Source organism: Foetidibacter luteolus (genome assembly GCF_009650435.1).
GTDB classification, from domain to species: Bacteria; Bacteroidota; Bacteroidia; order Chitinophagales; family Chitinophagaceae; genus Foetidibacter; species Foetidibacter luteolus.
The window spans coordinates 143,142-160,230 of the sequence record NZ_VVIP01000022.1; the positions used below are offsets into that span (position 1 = coordinate 143,142).

The 17,089-nt window shown below is 41.2% G+C and carries 19 protein-coding genes; 15 read left to right on the plus strand and 4 right to left on the minus strand.

What is annotated here, in order from left to right:
• The first annotated feature begins 109 nt into the window (after positions 1 to 109).
• The 11 genes from F0364_RS06745 to F0364_RS06790 all read left to right on the plus strand — a co-directional run bounded on the left by F0364_RS06745 (position 110) and on the right by F0364_RS06790 (position 9,366).
• On the plus strand, positions 110 to 1,090 hold the full coding sequence (locus F0364_RS06745) for a phospholipase D-like domain-containing protein (protein WP_153797006.1): 981 nt from the start codon (positions 110 to 112) through the stop codon (positions 1,088 to 1,090).
• A gap of 509 nt (positions 1,091 to 1,599) precedes the next feature.
• Complete coding sequence (locus tag F0364_RS28865) at positions 1,600 to 1,824, plus strand: hypothetical protein (RefSeq protein ID WP_207632551.1); 225 nt, start codon at positions 1,600 to 1,602, stop codon at positions 1,822 to 1,824.
• 88 nt (positions 1,825 to 1,912) lie between these two features.
• Entirely contained in the window at positions 1,913 to 2,785 is an 873-nt protein-coding gene (locus F0364_RS06750) for an amidohydrolase family protein (protein WP_235921021.1), read from the plus strand.
• 354 nt (positions 2,786 to 3,139) lie between these two features.
• Complete coding sequence (locus F0364_RS06755; RefSeq protein WP_207632546.1) at positions 3,140 to 3,922, plus strand: PIG-L deacetylase family protein; 783 nt, start codon at positions 3,140 to 3,142, stop codon at positions 3,920 to 3,922.
• 113 nt (positions 3,923 to 4,035) lie between these two features.
• A complete protein-coding gene (locus F0364_RS06760) occupies positions 4,036 to 4,401 on the plus strand; it encodes a nuclear transport factor 2 family protein (RefSeq protein WP_153797009.1) in 366 nt (121 codons plus the stop codon).
• 409 nt (positions 4,402 to 4,810) lie between these two features.
• Positions 4,811 to 5,527 (plus strand): hypothetical protein, encoded by a 717-nt coding sequence (locus F0364_RS06765; RefSeq protein WP_153797010.1) that lies wholly within the window; start codon positions 4,811 to 4,813, stop codon positions 5,525 to 5,527.
• 742 nt (positions 5,528 to 6,269) lie between these two features.
• Positions 6,270 to 6,893 (plus strand): mycothiol transferase, encoded by a 624-nt coding sequence (locus tag F0364_RS06770; protein ID WP_153797011.1) that lies wholly within the window; start codon positions 6,270 to 6,272, stop codon positions 6,891 to 6,893.
• Between the two features lie 228 nt (positions 6,894 to 7,121).
• Positions 7,122 to 7,580: an SRPBCC domain-containing protein gene (locus tag F0364_RS06775; RefSeq protein WP_153797012.1), complete on the plus strand. Its 459-nt coding sequence runs from the start codon at positions 7,122 to 7,124 to the stop codon at positions 7,578 to 7,580.
• Positions 7,581 to 7,691: 111 nt separating this feature from the next.
• Complete coding sequence (locus tag F0364_RS06780; protein WP_153797013.1) at positions 7,692 to 8,129, plus strand: VOC family protein; 438 nt, start codon at positions 7,692 to 7,694, stop codon at positions 8,127 to 8,129.
• A gap of 173 nt (positions 8,130 to 8,302) precedes the next feature.
• Complete coding sequence (locus tag F0364_RS06785) at positions 8,303 to 8,761, plus strand: hypothetical protein (protein ID WP_153797014.1); 459 nt, start codon at positions 8,303 to 8,305, stop codon at positions 8,759 to 8,761.
• Positions 8,762 to 8,880: 119 nt separating this feature from the next.
• Positions 8,881 to 9,366: a hypothetical protein gene (locus F0364_RS06790; protein WP_153797015.1), complete on the plus strand. Its 486-nt coding sequence runs from the start codon at positions 8,881 to 8,883 to the stop codon at positions 9,364 to 9,366.
• Between the two features lie 394 nt (positions 9,367 to 9,760).
• Here the strand turns inward: F0364_RS06790 and F0364_RS06795 are convergent, their stop codons facing one another.
• Positions 9,761 to 10,744 carry a phytanoyl-CoA dioxygenase family protein gene (locus F0364_RS06795; protein ID WP_235921022.1) on the minus strand — a complete coding sequence of 328 codons (984 nt, stop codon included), beginning with the start codon at positions 10,742 to 10,744 and terminating at the stop codon, positions 9,761 to 9,763.
• A 333-nt stretch (positions 10,745 to 11,077) separates the two neighbouring features.
• On the opposite strand from F0364_RS06795, the gene F0364_RS06800 reads away from it, so the two are divergent.
• The 3 genes from F0364_RS06800 (at position 11,078) to F0364_RS06810 (ending at position 13,996) form a co-directional block, all read left to right on the plus strand.
• On the plus strand, positions 11,078 to 11,935 hold the full coding sequence (locus F0364_RS06800; RefSeq protein WP_153797016.1) for an AraC family transcriptional regulator: 858 nt from the start codon (positions 11,078 to 11,080) through the stop codon (positions 11,933 to 11,935).
• Positions 11,936 to 12,255: 320 nt separating this feature from the next.
• Positions 12,256 to 13,113 carry a helix-turn-helix domain-containing protein gene (locus F0364_RS06805; protein WP_153797017.1) on the plus strand — a complete coding sequence of 286 codons (858 nt, stop codon included), beginning with the start codon at positions 12,256 to 12,258 and terminating at the stop codon, positions 13,111 to 13,113.
• 94 nt (positions 13,114 to 13,207) lie between these two features.
• Complete coding sequence (locus F0364_RS06810) at positions 13,208 to 13,996, plus strand: alpha/beta hydrolase (protein WP_153797018.1); 789 nt, start codon at positions 13,208 to 13,210, stop codon at positions 13,994 to 13,996.
• Between the two features lie 95 nt (positions 13,997 to 14,091).
• Here F0364_RS06810 and F0364_RS06815 read toward each other — a convergent pair whose 3' ends face one another.
• Genes F0364_RS06815 through F0364_RS06825 form a run of 3 tightly spaced genes read right to left on the minus strand, consistent with a single transcriptional unit; the run spans position 14,092 to position 15,376 of the window.
• Positions 14,092 to 14,511 (minus strand): DUF2892 domain-containing protein, encoded by a 420-nt coding sequence (locus F0364_RS06815; protein WP_207632547.1) that lies wholly within the window; start codon positions 14,509 to 14,511, stop codon positions 14,092 to 14,094.
• A 26-nt stretch (positions 14,512 to 14,537) separates the two neighbouring features.
• The gene (locus tag F0364_RS06820) at positions 14,538 to 15,158 is read right to left on the minus strand and encodes a hypothetical protein (RefSeq protein WP_153797019.1); all 621 of its coding nucleotides are present in this window, start codon (positions 15,156 to 15,158) and stop codon (positions 14,538 to 14,540) included.
• Between the two features lie 20 nt (positions 15,159 to 15,178).
• Positions 15,179 to 15,376: a hypothetical protein gene (locus tag F0364_RS06825; protein ID WP_153797020.1), complete on the minus strand. Its 198-nt coding sequence runs from the start codon at positions 15,374 to 15,376 to the stop codon at positions 15,179 to 15,181.
• Between the two features lie 438 nt (positions 15,377 to 15,814).
• Between F0364_RS06825 and F0364_RS06830 the strand changes: the two genes are divergently transcribed.
• Complete coding sequence (locus F0364_RS06830) at positions 15,815 to 16,498, plus strand: hypothetical protein (protein WP_153797021.1); 684 nt, start codon at positions 15,815 to 15,817, stop codon at positions 16,496 to 16,498.
• Positions 16,499 to 17,089: the final 591 nt, after the last annotated feature.

Consider the following 17,089-nt stretch of genomic DNA (forward strand, 5'->3'; position numbering starts at 1 on the left):
AAAATCGTTTATATGAAATATGTTTCCTTCACGTATCCGAATATTTCAGAAGTAAAAGATAGTTTTTTCACAAACTGACGTAACAGGCAATTTGCAGACAACTTATACTATGCAAAAATTTAGAAATATTCAGCAGGAACTTATTGACAGAATTAAATTAGCCAAATCGTCCATAAAGATTGCAGTTACATGGTTTACAAATCACGACCTGTTTGATGAACTTTTAGCAAAGTTGGTTAACGACAAGATTTCTGTTTATTTAATTGTACTGAATGACAGAATAAACAATAAAAGAGAGGGGTGCGATTTTCAATCATTTATTAATAACAGCGGACAATTTTATTATTGCGATGTCAATTCAATGGTTCACCACAAATTTTGTATAATAGACGATAGTTTGGTAATTACAGGCTCGTACAATTGGACATATTATGCTGAGAATAGAAACTGGGAGAACATTGTGGTAATTGAAGACAGTTCGATGGTGGCGGGCTACGTTGAGGAATTCGATAAAATTAAAAGTGCACATAAAATTGTTAAGACAATATCAAACGCTGCCAATAAATCTATCAGAATTGATGAAAACGATTATTTGAAATCTGATTACTTGTATCAAGCGGCTGGTGAAAGAAAAAAAGGAAATGACTTAGAAGCAGCTAAAATTTATACTGAACTGCTGAGAATTGACGACAAACAAGGAAATGTAATAAAGGAAAGAACTGAAATACTTAATAAAATAAATAATCAAAAATTTGAAGTTAGTCCTTTTGAAATTGGAATACTCTTTCAAAACGGTTATTCTACTGTTATACCTGCATTTGTTCCATTACCATTTTCGACAACAAAGGGCGGACGTACAACTATTGAAGAGCAAAAATCAATTTCAATTACTATTCAAAAATTTGACATAACTTATAAGACAATACTTGAGCTTTCACTGCAGAATATCGCACCAAGTCCAATGGGGACAAATAAAGTTGACCACCAATTGACCTTGGAGCAGAATGGATTATTGACAGTTGAGTGTAAAGAAATAGGTGGGTTTAATCGAATAGACAAAAAATGGATTAACATCAAAAACTGCCTGTAACATATAGGGCTTAAACGAAGCGGAGCGCAGCGGAGGTTCGATTTAAGCCTATGTTGACTGAAGCTAGGGCAGCCGTGCAAATTAGCTATGGATTTTGAATGAAGCGAATGCCTGCATTGTAAAGATGCTGACGGGTTTACCGGGTTTTTAATTTCAGCATTATCTTCTTCCCCGCGAAATGTCCCCCCGAAGCCCTTCTCCACAACAGTCCCCGGTACGGGACTTTGCGGCAGGGATGAGTAGAATAGCCAATTAATACCACTCACCTACCTGGGCTAAAAAGCCGCCCAAAGAACAAAGTGCAGAAGAGTGCGATCCCGAATCGTTCCTCTCGGGACAGACTACACGAAAGCCCCACTATTGTTCCTACTGCCGGGCCCATAAAAATCTCTCCCACAAATTGCCAACGGGCAATATTTTCTTCCCACAAGCATCCCCCCAAAACCCGCCGCTGCGCCGGCTTAGGATAATAGTGCGGCCAGCCGCCTATCATTCTCAGCAAAGACAAAATGAACAAGGCCCATCAACAAGAGATAATATCAACTGCATTAACTTTATCCGGCAGCGGTTTGGCTTACCCATTACAGAACATCAGTGCGGCAGGAACGCTGGTTGTTGGCTGCAATTTGTTTAGGCCAGTAAGAAAAACATTTCATACAAAAGGTGTATATATAAATTATGAGTTTGTACCGTACAAACATGTTGGCGGCTTTGCTTGTGCTTCTATTGAATAGTGGCTTAAAGGCGCAGGTGAGGCAGGGAAGTTATACCGACTACCATGTACATTTACAGGATTCTGCTACCGTGCAATTAGGTTTTAGTATGTTAAAAGCCTTTGGGCAAGCCCCAACCAAAACAGATTCGCTTATACTTAACGCGGATACGCTTATTGAGCGATTGAACCGTGCAAAATTTAATAAGGCCTGGATATTATCCAACGCCTATTGGTATGGCTCTCCCTTTACACCGGTTGAAAATGAATATGAAGAGGTAAAAAAGCAGAATGACTGGACCGCCGCACAAGCGGCACGCTATGCTGACAGGTTGGCCGCTTTTATGAGCGTTAACCCTTTGAAACCCTATGCCCTAAAAGAAATTGAACGCTGCGCTGACAGCAAACATTTTACCGGGCTTAAACTTCATTTTGCCAACAGTAAGGTTAATCTTTTTGATAAGGCCCATGTTTCACAGCTTCAAAAAGTTTTTGCCCTGGCAAACGAAAATCGTTTGGTATTATTTATTCATTTCAGGAATGCGCAAGACTGGAATGGAAAGACCAATGCCGAAATATTTGTGAAGCATTTGGCTGCGTTTGCGAAAGAAACAAAAATAGTAATTGCCCACTTGGGCGGGTGGGGAAACTATGATAAGCCCACGGATGAAGCACTTAAAGTGATGGTGACTTATATGCATAAAAATGGTGCCGGCGGTAACAATCTATATTTTGATTTGAGCGCTGTGTTACCTGCTAATGCAAATGAGGGGCGCCAACCCGCTGAAGGCAAAGGAAGCTGGAATGCGGCAGCAGCTTTACCTAAACGAATCGGGCAAATTGGCTTAGACCATATTCTTTTTGGCACAGATTGGCCCCTGATTGACATTGATCCATATACCAGGTTATTGGAATCAGCACTGGGAACCCCAATTGTTCGGGAAATATTAAGAAATACAGTACCCGTAGATGCGGGTAAGTAACCACCAGCTTGTATTGCTTGATTACTTTAATCATTGGCGTTACCAGTTTTTCCTTATCAGCAAAGTATTTATCCGAAGCCCTTGTTAACAACAGCCTCCGGTATCTGCCCGGGCTAAAAAGCCGCCCAAAGAACAAAGCGCAGAAGAGTGCGACGCAAGTAAAGCCTCATAGTAGTTCCTCCTGCCGGGCCCATAAAATCTCTCTCACATATTGCCAGTGGCTATAGAATATTACATCATCTTCATAACTTTATTCAGCAACGGTTTGGGCTAAGAATGGCAGCGTACCAGCACGGAAGAAAGCCTGGCCGTTATGTACAACAAACCTTGACAGTTGAACCTAATTTGAGTTTTATGGCCTGTAAAAACAGGACAATATTGTTGCTGCTGATGGTTTTTGCCTTCTTGTTCTGTAACGCACAGGTGGCCAAGAACAAAAAGACCATCCTTTTTATAGGGGCACATCCGGATGATGAGACAGCCATCAGCGAAGTGCTGTATAAGTACACGAGGATGGGCAATAAGGTGTTTGTTATAATAGCGACAGATGGGAAGGATGGTACAAGAGTTACAAAAATTCCTGCCGGAGATTCACTGGGTGCATTAAGGAGGAAAGAGTCAATTTGTGGCTGCCAGGTGCTTGGTGCGGAGCCCCCTATATTTTTGGGTATAGAAAGGTTGGACACAAAAATTGGAACGGGAAAATATTTTAAGGAGCATCAAAGGTTCATGGATTCATTGCGGACAAGAATACCGTTAATCAAACCTGATTTAATTATTACGGCCGGTCCCGATGGTGATACGCACCATTCAGAGCATATTGTTACCGGTGCCACTGTAACTGAATTGCTTCTTGCCGAAGACTGGGTAGATAAGTATCCGTTGTATCATTTTGCATGGACAAAAGAGGTAGCCTCTGTGGACCCCGGGAGTTTAATGGACGCGAAATACTGTAACGTAATTGTAAACTTTACCCTGGAAGACAAAAAGAAGGCGATAGAAGCAATAAATTGCTATGTAACACAATACACTGCGGAAGAATTAAAATCGGAGGCTGAGAACAAGTTGAAAGACCCTGCCCACAGCATTTGTTTCAGGCAATTTGTTGTGAAGACGGGATTGAAAGACGATTTGTGACGGTTGGTGAGTTAGCCATTACTTTGATATTAGTGGTAATAAAGTAACTCCTAATGCGTAAGCAGACAGGAACTATATATTGACAATTAAAATTTTAATGCACTATTTAATTTATGGCAACAACAGCGAAACTATTGGAAGACAGTTTACTTGTAATTTGGAATGACAGAAACGCAGACAATCGTTTGGAAGCAATGCAGAGAATTTATTCACCGGACATTCATTTTTTTGAAGGTAATTCAACCGAAGCAATTGTTGGGTACAAAGCGATAAACGAACTTATATCAAAGCTGCAGACGGAATGGCCTGTTGAATTTGAATTTGAATTGAACAAACCTTCCCAGGTAAACCACACGACACAGATTATTTCGTGGAATCTTGGACCAAAAGGGGTTGAACCAGTCGCGACAGGAATGGACGTTGCCATCATTGAGAATGACTTGATAAAATCACTCTATCTATTTTTGGACGGTAAATAAAAGGCAGTAAAAGCAGGTTAAAAAACGCAGTACCCCAAACAGATAAACGAAGCGCAGGGGAGGTTTGGTTTAAGCCTGTGCTGACTGAGGTTTTCTTTGTCGTAAAGTGTTAACCCAAAGCCCTTCGCCGTAACAGGAGTAACTGGTACAAACAGCAAAGGCGCAAGTGCTTTGCTACTTATATTTGCGGCAGACTGGGCACTGAATACCGCAACATCACTAAGCCCCCCCCAGTGGCCGGGAATTTACAAGTACTTTAAACGAATTGCAATTAATGATAAAATATCTTATTCATTTTGTTCCTTTTTTCCTTGCTATATGCTCGTTTGGACAAAATAAGTATATACGATCTAAGGAAGGACGTGAAATCTTGCAAAGGAGCCAATACATTATCAAGTGCGTTAAATCAATGAACAAAGACAGGACGGATCAAACAGCAGTTTCAATTTGTGAATGCAGGGCAAACAAGCTCGATAGACACTTTTCGAACAAACAGGTTAAAAAATATACAACTAATGATTTCATTGATTTAGCTGGCCTGATAACTGAGGATGATTCTTTAAAACAGGCAATGGATTCATGTTATATAAATTCAGGACAAACAATTTTATTGCAAGCTGAAGGGTTCGGAGAAGAGTTTATTTCAAATTGTACAAAAAGTATTCGATCCAATTCCGAAAAAACATTAGACATCAAAAGAGTGGAAAGCTTTTGTAATTGCCAACTTAACATGGTTAAATCAAAGAAACTAAGCGATTCAGAAATGGAAACGCTTAATAATCCCAATTCTCTGCTGTTTTATGAAATGATCAGTAATTGTGGTGATCCTTTTTCCACAAGAAAATCTATGGAAAATAACTGGACCAGTGATATGGAAAAAGATATACAAGGGCCAACCTCTGATACCATAAAGGTGCTGACTATTAATGGTATGACATATTTAAAAGTAAAAATTGGAAGCCAGGTTCAAATCTGGCTTTTTGATACAGGCGCATCTGATTTATTAATAAATAAAGACATCGAAACCATATTGAAGAATGAAAATGTTATTCAAGATAAAAATTATTTAGGTATTGGCGAATATGAAATGGCTAATGGTATGATAGATACATGCCGAAGGTATTAAATTGACAACCTTAAAATAGGAAAGTTCTCAATTAATAACATAACTGTTGCGATAACAGAAAAAGGGAGGCGAATAATTGTTGGGAAAACATTGCTAAACAAATTCAGCAACTGGATATTAAATAATCAAAACAATACTTTAATTCTATCAAGATAGAAAATGTTTATTTCTTGTCCGCAAAGTGCCCACCTTGTAAGCCTTTCCCAGAAGGTCTTGGATGGGCGGGATTATATAATCATTGCCCTACCCGGGCTAAAAGCCGCCCAAAGAACAAAGCGCAAACGAGTGCGATCCCGAATCGTTCCTCTCGGGACTTTCCCGAATCGTTCCTCTCGGGACAGGCTACACTAAAGCCCCATTGTTGTTCCTCCTGCCGGGCCCATAAATATCTCTCCTACAGATTGCCGGCGGGCAATATTTTCTTCTTACGAAGCATCCACCTACAACCCGCTGGTTCGTGCTATGAATCACAGAATATCAGCATAGCAGAAATTGTTTAAAAACATCCAGGCTTGATAGTGTAGAAAACAGGAATTGTAAACTGATTTGATACAGCAATTTTAAAAAAACTGAATTAGGAAACGACTGCCGTTAACAACAGTTTTGCTAAAGTTGGGCTGAAACAATAAATTTAAACTGTAAATCGCTAATCGGGTTTTGTAAATAGGTTAAACAAACGAGCAATGAAGCCCAACCTTTGCAAAGCCGGAAGACATTAGGCGTAAATCTTGAATCTTCTGGTATGAAAAAATATTTATTGTTCGTAGTTGTCTTGGGAATAACTCAAATGAATTTCGGACAGCCTTTACGGGAATGGACTGAGTCTGACCGTGACACAATAACTACACTCGTTACAAACAGCAAACTGGAACTCATTAGAGCTATAAAGGGGCTTTCTGAAAAACAGTTAAATTTTAAGCCGGCAGATACAAGCTGGTCAATCAAAGGTGTAGTTGAACATCTTGCAAGCTACGCAGAGTATTACTATTGGGAACTTATAACAGTTACGAGAATGCCGCTTCCCCAGTATTTGGACTCTATCAGGTGTCCTGACCAACATTTTATGTCTTTGGCAGACAGCCCTGAAAAACATGTAGCGTCTCAATTATTCATACCAAGGGATAAATATGGAGATTTTGAGAATACTCTAAAGCAGTACACTATTTTCAATGACATTTTGATTGCATTCATTAAAAATAACAAGCAAAACCTTAGGGAATATTTCTCTGTCAGGCCAGCCAAGGGCGTGTTTGATTGCAGGTGGAGAGATGCTCACCAGGTCATAATTGTGGAGGCGGCGCATGTTTACAGACATTTGAAACAAATTGAACGAATTAAAAGCCATCAAAATTTTCCAACAGAATAACTACGGCTGACATATAGGGCTTGAAGTATCCACCCGAAGCTCGTCGCTACGCCGGCTAATTAAGAGATCCGTGCTATCATCTTCAGTAAACACTGAACGAATAAAGCCAGGCTATAGAATAGAGAACATCAGTACTGCAGAAAGTCTGGCCGTCGGCAGTCGGCTTACAGCAACAACCTACCGGCAAAAAACAAGTGCAGATTTTAACTGTAAACCAATACAATAGATATGAAAAAGCTACAATTTAAAAAAGAGATAAACGCTACATCTCAAAAAGTTTATGAAACGATGTTGGGCTTGAAAGACAAAAGCACCTATGAGCATTGGACATCGGCATTTAACCCTACTTCCACTTACGAAGGAAGTTGGGAAAAAGGAAACAAAATTCATTTTGTTGGCGTAGATGAAAACGGGAAAAAGGCCGGGATGGCTTCTGAAATTGAAGAAAACCAACCTGCCCAATTTGTATCCATACGGCATTACGGCTTTTTGGATGGGGATACTGAAATAACAACGGGCGAACAGGTTGAAAAATGGGCAGGCGGGCACGAAAATTATTCCTACCAGGAAAGCAATGGCATAACAACTGTAACGGTAGATATTGACACGATAGACGAATACATAGATTATTTCAACAACACTTACCCGGCAGCATTGGACAAACTAAAAGAGATTTCTGAGCAGTAAAATAGGCATGCGCCTCGTGAAACTTCCTGACGCAAACTACCTTTTTTTTGACGCATTTATACCTTCCCCCTATTGTAGCGTGTTGGTACATTTGGATTAAAATTCAAAATCATGGCACTCATCAATCCACACATTAACTTCAACGGAAATGCCGAAGAAGCTTTCAATTTTTATAAATCAGTATTTGGCGGAGAGTTCGCAAAAATTATACGTTTTAAAGACATAGCAAGCCCTGAATTACCATTAGCGGAAAATGAGGCAAACAAAATAATGCACATTGCTTTGCCAATCGGTAAGAACGTTTTAATGGCCAATGATGTTCCTGAATTCATGGGAAAAGTAAACGAGCTTGAGAACAGGAGTAAAATTTCAATAAGCGCAGAAAGCAAAGAGGAAGCTGATAAATTGTTCAATGGGCTGTCGGCAGGCGGCCAGGTTGAAATGCCTATTTCTGACAGTCCCTGGGGTTCATACTTTGGTATGTTTAGAGACAAATACGGCATTGAATGGATGGTAGACTTTGACCCTAATTATAAGGGACAAATTTAGACAGGGGAAACAACGGACGCCTGGCAAAAAATGCTGGCAGACGGAAAAACTATCAGCAACAAATCATCAATCAAATCCGGGCACTTTGCCAATGCTATGGCGTTGTGCATCACCTTATCCAGACACTTTATGTTAACAGAATCAAAAGCATGTCCCGCCGGCCGTTACCTACTATGCAATTATTTTTTTCTGAGGCAATGATAAAAAAAGTAAAAGCGGATGTTAAGACGTTTATGAATGACAAAGAAAAGGATGAATTGTACTATAAATTTATCGATTGGGAAAAGCAGGCTAACGAGATGATGGTGTTGACGATGCATGCCTACGCTGATATTTCATTACCAAAAAAGTTTGACACTGCTTTTCAAATCAATAAACCCCATAATTATGTTGAAGCAACCATAACAATAAATCAAGCAATCATTAACGGCTGGACATCGGTAAATCAAATAGCCCATGGACATAAGCATATAATCATAATTGATTTCCAAAGCTCAGTTCCGAACATTTTTAATCTGCTTCCAGCCTTCGGAGACAACGGAACTACTAGCAATGAGACTAAGTTGGGTATTTGCAGTAACATTGATTTTGAAGCTATAAAGACAAATTTGAAACGACAAGAATCGCAATGATAAAAGCGAAGGTACAACGTGTTTTTGCTAATCTTGATGATGAATCGCGGAATACCAGTAGAAAGCTGTGGCTGTTAATTGCGATTTGCTGAAATATCCCATATTACCTATTTTGACAAATGAAATTCAAAGACTTTGAACTCAAAAGCGACAATCATTTTGTGGCAATGCAATACTATGGACTTATACTTAACAGGACCTTTTTGGTACTTCTGACAACAGACCTGATTATTGGAATTAAGGTCAACGGACTTGTTAGTGTTGAAAGTGGCGGCAGTCTATTAGCCAAAGAAGCTACAAAAACGATGGCAATAAAAGGTGACTTACAAAATCCTTACTCCTACATTAAGTCAAAATATATCGACAAAGTTCAGGACATAGAGTTATTGAACGGCAATATATTGATGCTGGATAAATCAAATTTTGTCATTCGGCGAGCAGACATAAAAAATGCTTATTATGACCCCAGGAAAAAATGGGGAATGGGGTATTATCCGCATGACGGCAAAGTATATATCTTAACAAATGATGGCAAGAAAAAAGAATTTATAATCTTAGGGAACCAATCTGGACAGCACATTGCGAACCTGGTCCTGGCAAAATGAACTGCAGCTTACACAAGTCTGGAAAAAACTGCTGGCTTAATGCAGTAGCAACTACCGGTTATCTATTGAGCGGCAGTCCTCCGTTTGCCCTGATTGAACTTGTGATTTCAGCAGTCTTATATAAGGCATAACGTTGCTCACCCGAAATCATCTTCCTCAATAGTCTCCCGTACGAGACTTTGCGGCAGGGATGGATAGGATGACCAATCCATACCCACTCACCTACCCGGGCTAAAAAGCCGCCCAAAGAACAAAGCGCAGACGAGTGCGACGCAAGTAAAGCCCCATTATTGTTCCTGCTGCCGGGCCCATAAATATCTTCTCTATCAATTACAAATAGCAATAATTTGCCCCCCTGCAAAGTATACAACCAGTAGAAGCGCTATCTTGTTAACTACCACTTTTCCAGGCCTAATAATTTTTTGCCCAGGCTGTTTAATTCTGCCCTGCCATATTTTGTTTGCTCCCATTTACGTGGGTCGCCGGGAAAAGCGTAGCCTTCGGGTGCAATACTGTTTTTCCAGGAATTAATCCTCCATTGGCGCAATGCTTCATTGTTTTCTTCCGCCGGCATCATGGAAATATACTGGGCAATACGAACCTTATCAACACTCCTGTTAGGGCGTATGCCATGCGGTTGCAGGCTGTTAAAAATCAGTAAGTCGCCAGCTTCCATTTTTACTTTTACTAACTTAAAACCTGTTGTGTCAGGTTTAAAATGGTCACGGTCATCGGGCTGTGTCAGTTTCCATGTATCATAGGTGCGGAACAATTCAGGGATGCATTGAAAGCCACCCATGTTCTCATCGGTTTGGTCAGCCAATGCAAGTACGCCCTGTACGTTCACAGGCTTCGTTTCAGGATCGTAATCCCAATGAATAAACCCCTTGTATTCAAAACCCGGCCTTATCGGAAAATTAAGGTTTGCCCTGTCTATCGTTACCCACAATTTGTCTGTTCCCCATATATCTCTAAAGGCATCATATACTTTTTGGGTCATCCTGTTATTCCACAAATATTGATTGTTGTAAACTTCCACCATCCCGGTATTGGTTAGTTCCTTCATCTTCATTTCTGCCCGTGGCGGCGCATACCAGGTTTCGGGGTTAGCAGGATCTTTTTCTTCAAACTCCCATAAAAAATTGGCAGTAGCCAACGCCTGCTCTCTCGGTACGGCATTTTTTATTACAATATAACCGTTGGTAATCCAAAAATCCCAATCAGCTTCGCTCAGCACACGCAACGGCTCATCGTTACTGCGGTCGTTTAATTTAACAGCGCTGCTTTTTGCCGTTGAGGGGTTGCCCGGAATATCTTTATGCGCATTTTCAGGCTGCATGGCAGGCGCCATTGTTGGTACCATAGTTTCTTGTTTCATATAGCAATATTTAATGTTTAAAAAATAAGCCTGTTAATAACAAACATTGTCCCTGGCTTTTACTGCACCATCCATTTTCGCTTCTGTGTTTGCAAGCCTTTTCTATGTTGTTTCTTTTTGATTCTAAATTGTTTTTAACCGCCGGTAAAGCCCCTGTATTTTCTTCGGGCGCCCGGTTTAAAATGAAGTGTTGCTGTGGCATGGCAATCTGGTTTTTGATAACACGAAAATAGTCTTGCAGCGGCGGGTTAATCAACATCTGCAATGGCAGGTATTTGTACTGTATTGATATATTTTGGTATTTTTAGAAACAATAGTGCAAAGCAAGGGCAAATGAAAGCCAAATTAGAAACCATAACAAGCGACACTAACAGCTCCTTTAGAATACTGTTGACACCCAACCTGAATGAATTATTTTATTGGCACTTTCATCCTGAATACGAAATTGTTTACGTTGAAACAGAAAGCGGTTTCCGCCACATTGGAGACCATATCTCAAAATATGAAGGCAGCGATATTGCTTTAATCGGGCCTAACATACCGCACCTGAATTTTGATTATGGCGTAAAGACAACTGTAGATACTGTTGTGGTGCAAATGAAAGATAACTTTTTAGGCCAACACTTTTTTTCATTACCGGAAATAGCTGCTATAAAAAACCTTTTTGAAAAAGCAAGAAGCGGTGTGGCATTTTACGGCGAAACAAAAAAGTTAGCGGGTGAAAAACTAAAACAGTTAACAGCTTTATCGCACTTTGACCAACTCATTACGCTATTGCAGGTTTTTAATTTGCTGGCTAACAGTAATGAAATTGAAATGCTGAAGGCAAGGCCCATTGCCGGTACATCCCTGTTAAAGGAACAGCAACGCTTACAACAAGTATATCATTTTATTGAAGCGAATTACCAAAATGAAATTGATGTAAACGCTGTTGCAAAACTGTGTAACCTTACAACGGCGGCATTTTGCAGGTACTTCAAAAAATCAACGCATTACACGTTTACAGACTTTTTAAACCAGTTCAGGATCAATCAAGCCAAAAAAATATTGTTACAAGACAAAACTGTTACCCAGGCTTGCTACGAAACCGGCTTTTCAAATATTTCTTACTTTAATAAAACCTTTAAGAAGGTTACAGGAGAAAATCCATCTACGTTTAAAAGGCAACATTTTATTGGCAGCAACTTTTAACCGGATGCGGTAAGGCGAACGGGAAATAAAAAACTTCCCTGTTTGCCTGAGAATCTTTTAAGCCCGGTTCATTTGGATACCAGCAGCGGTATTTCATGGCGACTTCGTTGCGTCGCAATCACTTCGTCTTTCAGTTATAATGGCGGCTGCAGGTTTATACAAAATCATCAAAACTAAATTTAAACCGCTTCCTACAATGTCACGCAGGAATACACCCCCTGGGTGAGGGGCGGTTTTGTGCCCCAAATTAAATGGTAGCTGCCGCCTAAGCTTTACCCAACCATTGCAACAAGCAGTAAACACATTTATCTTTACCGGTAATGAAACTGCTGCTTAAAGACGACAATACCGGTGGCAACCTGCTACTGATTAAAGATGAACAGGATTTTGACCGCCTGTTCTACGGGCGTGACCGTAACAATAAATACTTTACCATTGCCTGGAACCCGGGCCCGCAACAAACAGTAACGATAGACGGGGCTGCACATGAATTCAGACAGGATACATTGCTTACGCTGTTGTTCAACCAGTCTTTTTCGTTCGAAAAACCGGAAGACATTATTGCATGGCAGTTTAACCGGGAATTTTACTGCATTTTGGATCACGACAGGGAAGTAAGCTGTGTAGGTTTTCTCTTTGGATCAACCGAACATTTATTCATTAACCTTGACAATGATGCAAGCAGGAAACTTCAATTGCTGCTGGACATGTTTGTTGCGGAGTTTAAAACCCCGGACCATATCCAGAATGAGATGTTGCTCGTTCTGCTTAAGCGCCTGATTATTGACATTACCAAAGCAGCCAGGGCGGAATATATTCCTGCAAAGAAAATGCGTGACGATAAGTTTGACCTTATGCGCAAATTTAACCTGCTGGTAGAAGGTAATTTCCGTTCAGAACATTCTGTAGGCTTTTACGCGGCGCAACTAAGCAAATCTCCCAAAACGCTGTCTAACCTTTTTGCATTGTATAACCACAAAACGCCCCAGCAGGTAATACAGGAGAGGATTATTATTGAAGCCAAACGATTGCTTTTCTACACAGACAAATCAGTAAAACAGGTTACTTACGAACTGGGGTTTGAAGATCCTGCCTATTTTTCCAATTTCTTTAAAAGGCATACTTCTGTTTCGCCACAGGAGTTTAAATTGAATGGTCCTGTTGCCGCAGGGAAATAATTACAAGTTTTCGGGAAGCATACACAAATACCACCACCTGTTACTGAAGCAATTTTGCAGTGTTGATCGGTTAAAAAAAGTCAACACAACTACAATGGAAAATACATCAGTAAAAAACAGGTTAAAAAAAGTTGCGGTAGCCGCAGCTATTAGTTTATCAGTTGGCGCAGGTGCGCTTAATACAGCCGAAGCCCAACCGGTTAAGAATGTGGTATTGGTGCATGGCGCTTTTGCAGACGGCTCAGGTTTTAAAGCGCTCTTTTCAGAACTTACCAAAAAAGGGTTCAATGTAACCGTGGTTCAAAACCCGCTTACTTCCCTGGAAGATGATGTGGCTGCTACAAAAGTTGCGCTTGACAAACAGGATGGCCCTGCCATACTCGCCGGGCATTCATGGGGTGGCGCTGTTATTACAGAGGCAGGCAATCACCCCAAGGTAGCGGCTCTTGTGTACATCGCCGCTTTACAGCCTGATAAAGGAGAATCGGTTCTTCAATTATTACAAACAGCACCTCCAGCTCCTGAAAACGGCGTATTACCTCCGGATGAAAAAGGCATAGTGTATTACGCTAAAGATAAATTTCATGCAGGCTTTTGTGCAGACATCAGCAAGGAAGAAGCTGATTTCATGTACGCTTCTCAAGGCGCATTTTATGCCAAAGGATTTGTTACCCCAATTACAAACCCGGCGTGGAAGAACAAACCAGCTTATGGTATTGTAGCTACGGAAGATAAAAGCATTGTTCCCGAAATACAACGCAGCATGTACAAACGTTCCGGCGCAAAAATTACCGAAGTAAAAGGTAGCCACGTAATCTTTATGTCGCAGCCTGAAAAAGTAGCAGCCGTAATTATTGAAGCTGCAAACAGTGCAAAATTGTAAGAACTTTCCAGAGTGAATAAAACAAAAACTGCCCCGAAAGCAATGCTTTTGGGGCAGGCTTGTTTTTACCTGCCAATTAGATGATTTGGATATGGCTAATAAATCTTCAGTTCCCCTTTGCGCTCCAGCAATTCCAGTAACGCATACTTTTCAGCGTCTATTTCATGGGCGGTCCTAACTCCGAATTTCCTGAAAAGCGGAAGCGGCGGGCACCAACCCTGGATGGCGTGCTGGGCAAGAAAACTGGTAACAATAGCGGGTAAGGCAAACCATTTTTTATTTTTTTTAGCAGCAAGCAAGGTGCCTGTTAAGGCAAGCACCGATGCATTTAACATCAACACTCTCTCTATATCCCATTCTTTATCAAGTTTTTTCAACCGCTTGCGTATTTCACCGGCGGTTTTACCCCTGTAATTATCTATTGCCTGGTAAATGGCTTTGTCAATACGCAGGTTACTCTCATCAGATGTGTTTTTCCTGATGCGGTCTTCTTCTGTTATTAACGCTGAAACCATGATAAAATAATTAAGTGATGAAGTTTCTAAGCCCCGGCAAGCAGGCCCTTTGCCAGTCCCTGCCATTGAATTTTTGAGAACGCTGAAATAGCTGTTAACCCCACAATTTTGTCCCGAATTTTCCCGGCTATGCTTTCCGCATCATCGTTGGGCTTAATGTTTTTGTCAGTAATAATTGCCGACACCCTGTTGTGCATCCTGCTAATAATAAAGTTACTTGTAGCTGAGTCGCCATAAAAGTGGGCGATGTGATCATTATGATCATTGGGGTTGGCTGCCGGCCGCACCCTTAAAGAAATCTGCTCCTCATCATCGTTATTAACTTCTTTCAGTTCTTCAATAAAAACCCAGTCGTAACCCTGGCCTTCGTCACTTCCCGGGCCGGGTATGTCAATCCGCAGGTAATTACCTTTCTTGGCCGGCCCCTCAATAGCATCTCCTGTATCATTTGTAAGTTGGAAAGAAGCGCTAAGACCCTGCGCAATATTGTTCCAGCTTCCGGGATTTAACAGCCGCTCCCGTGCAAACTGGAATACCTGCACGGCTTCTTCCGGGCTGGAAAGTTCAACCGTTTCTTCTGCTCTCAATTCTGTTCCGGTGTATTGAGCGGGAACGGTGCCTGTTAAATCTTGTGTTATATGCTGCATACTTTTAATTATTGCCGTGCTTACTTTTGTTGTTGCTCTAAAGGCTTGCCTTCCGCAGTGGAAGGATCTTCGTCTACCTGTTTGCCTTTCAGGTCTGTAGTGGTAAGCTTACTTTGCTCATGCTGTTCCTGTTGAGGCATTTTGTGGATTCCTTGTTTGTTTTGCTGACCGCCAACTATGTTGGGTTTTTCTTTGGTTTGCTGTTGTTTGTTTTTCATCTGGCAAATTTTTGTTTATGAATAAAAGGTTGTTTAAAAAACAACCCTTATTTACCGGTTTTAAAGAACTGTGCCGCCCGGGGGCAACACAGTTCTTTGGAAAAAAAACGCCGCTTCCTTTAACATAGTTTGGATGAAATTTTGTCGCAGGATTTGGCGTAAAATCCAACACCCAAACCGTTGAAAACTCCGTGCCATTATTTGTCTTGCTTTTTAAACGCTACATTGTACGCGATGATATATTTCCTATAGATTATTCGGTATATTTTTCCCTGAATTGGGTATTTAAGCAACAAAAAACAGCGTGGCTAAACTGCTTAACCCCGCAAAATTTATTCCGCGTATGTGTCTTACACCGGGCCCAGGTACAGCTTATATCCCAACAAAATATGTGTACCTTGTAAAATTGTTTGCCAACAGCTTTTAAAACAAGTGCTTATGAATTTCCCTTATCTTAAAATATGCCTGCCGATGGTTGTATTGTGCCTGGCTGCCGCCAATGCCAATGCGCAAAGAACCCGGGTTTCAGAGCCGGATTTTGCTAAACTTAGCAATGACAAAAAGGTGAAACCTGTTAACAGGGAAATGTCTCTTTCAACTGAAGCGGATTACAAAAATGGTATTCACCTGAATGAACAACCGGGTGTTGGTGTAACATGGCTGCCCAAACCTACGTTTAGCAACGGCACCATAGAGTTTGATGTAAAGGGAAAAGATGTGCCGCAACAGAGCTTTGTGGGTATAGCTTTCCATGGCAAAAACGACAGCACTTACGATGCGGTTTATTTCCGTCCCTTTAATTTTAAATCTTCAGATACAGCCAGGAAAAACCACTCTGTTCAATACATTGCCATGCCGCTGTACGACTGGCCAACCTTACGCTCCAGGCACCCCGGTGTTTATGAAGACTCTCTTTATGATGCGCCAGACCCTAACGGCTGGTTTCATGTAAGCATTTTAATACAGTCGCCCACCATCAGCGTTTTTGTAAACAGGAACAAAAAAGCTTCTCTTGTTGTGAAAAAACTAAATGAGCGTAACGACGGCAAGATTGGCTTTTGGGTTGGCAATGGTTCTGGTGGCGATTTTGCCAATTTAAAACTGACAGAGATGATGGAGTAACGCTTGTATTTAAAATACTGTGCCGGTTTAGCAACGAATGTTACACTCTTCTGCGGTTGTATTTGGGGGTGTCCCTCGTACCTCGGGCCGGGCTTTCCGCTATTACTCCGGCACAAGGCCCTGCTGCGATGGCCTCACCGGGGTAGCCGCTTCAATCCCTCACCCGAAAACAGTTACCGGTTACCAGTTGCAGGTTACCAGTCTGTTAATTGAATAAATGGTTGGTGAGGTCCAAAAAAATACTTCTATAAAAGCCTGAAAGGCTTTACTAAGAATAGCCCCGGTTGCAAACCGGGGTTACCGCATGGGGACAGCCCAACCCCGCAGGGGGTTGAACCTTTTGCGCATTCAACCCTTGCAGGGTTGCCGGACGACTCATTCTTTTACCCCGGGTTTCACCCAGGGCTATTATTATTTATGCCCTTCGGGCAATGATGAAAATTGCTGGTTTTCTTGCTCAGTAAAGATGTAGTGTACAAGTGAGTGACACAACGATGCTTAATAGTAGCAATCCTGCCTGGACAATAATTGTTATTGCTTATTCTATACGATGTTTCTGGCACCAAAGGTGGCAGAAACGGAGGCACCAAG

Bases quoted from the DNA above. Each gene is read 5' to 3' on its own strand.
- F0364_RS06750 (WP_235921021.1), top strand. From the start codon at position 1,913: ATGTTAAAAGCCTTTGGGCAAGCCCCAACCAAAACAGATTCGCTTATA.
- F0364_RS06810 (WP_153797018.1), top strand. From the start codon at position 13,208: ATGGAAAATACATCAGTAAAAAACAGGTTAAAAAAAGTTGCGGTAGCC.
- F0364_RS06815 (WP_207632547.1), bottom strand. From the start codon at position 14,511: ATGGTTTCAGCGTTAATAACAGAAGAAGACCGCATCAGGAAAAACACA.
- F0364_RS06745 (WP_153797006.1), top strand. From the start codon at position 110: ATGCAAAAATTTAGAAATATTCAGCAGGAACTTATTGACAGAATTAAA.
- F0364_RS28865 (WP_207632551.1), top strand. From the start codon at position 1,600: ATGAACAAGGCCCATCAACAAGAGATAATATCAACTGCATTAACTTTA.
- F0364_RS06800 (WP_153797016.1), top strand. From the start codon at position 11,078: ATGAAAGCCAAATTAGAAACCATAACAAGCGACACTAACAGCTCCTTT.
- F0364_RS06830 (WP_153797021.1), top strand. From the start codon at position 15,815: ATGAATTTCCCTTATCTTAAAATATGCCTGCCGATGGTTGTATTGTGC.
- F0364_RS06760 (WP_153797009.1), top strand. From the start codon at position 4,036: ATGGCAACAACAGCGAAACTATTGGAAGACAGTTTACTTGTAATTTGG.
- F0364_RS06790 (WP_153797015.1), top strand. From the start codon at position 8,881: ATGAAATTCAAAGACTTTGAACTCAAAAGCGACAATCATTTTGTGGCA.
- F0364_RS06805 (WP_153797017.1), top strand. From the start codon at position 12,256: ATGAAACTGCTGCTTAAAGACGACAATACCGGTGGCAACCTGCTACTG.
- F0364_RS06780 (WP_153797013.1), top strand. From the start codon at position 7,692: ATGGCACTCATCAATCCACACATTAACTTCAACGGAAATGCCGAAGAA.
- F0364_RS06795 (WP_235921022.1), bottom strand. From the start codon at position 10,744: ATGAAACAAGAAACTATGGTACCAACAATGGCGCCTGCCATGCAGCCT.
- F0364_RS06825 (WP_153797020.1), bottom strand. From the start codon at position 15,376: ATGAAAAACAAACAACAGCAAACCAAAGAAAAACCCAACATAGTTGGC.
- F0364_RS06785 (WP_153797014.1), top strand. From the start codon at position 8,303: ATGCAATTATTTTTTTCTGAGGCAATGATAAAAAAAGTAAAAGCGGAT.
- F0364_RS06765 (WP_153797010.1), top strand. From the start codon at position 4,811: ATGAACAAAGACAGGACGGATCAAACAGCAGTTTCAATTTGTGAATGC.
- F0364_RS06820 (WP_153797019.1), bottom strand. From the start codon at position 15,158: ATGCAGCATATAACACAAGATTTAACAGGCACCGTTCCCGCTCAATAC.
- F0364_RS06755 (WP_207632546.1), top strand. From the start codon at position 3,140: ATGGCCTGTAAAAACAGGACAATATTGTTGCTGCTGATGGTTTTTGCC.
- F0364_RS06775 (WP_153797012.1), top strand. From the start codon at position 7,122: ATGAAAAAGCTACAATTTAAAAAAGAGATAAACGCTACATCTCAAAAA.
- F0364_RS06770 (WP_153797011.1), top strand. From the start codon at position 6,270: ATGAAAAAATATTTATTGTTCGTAGTTGTCTTGGGAATAACTCAAATG.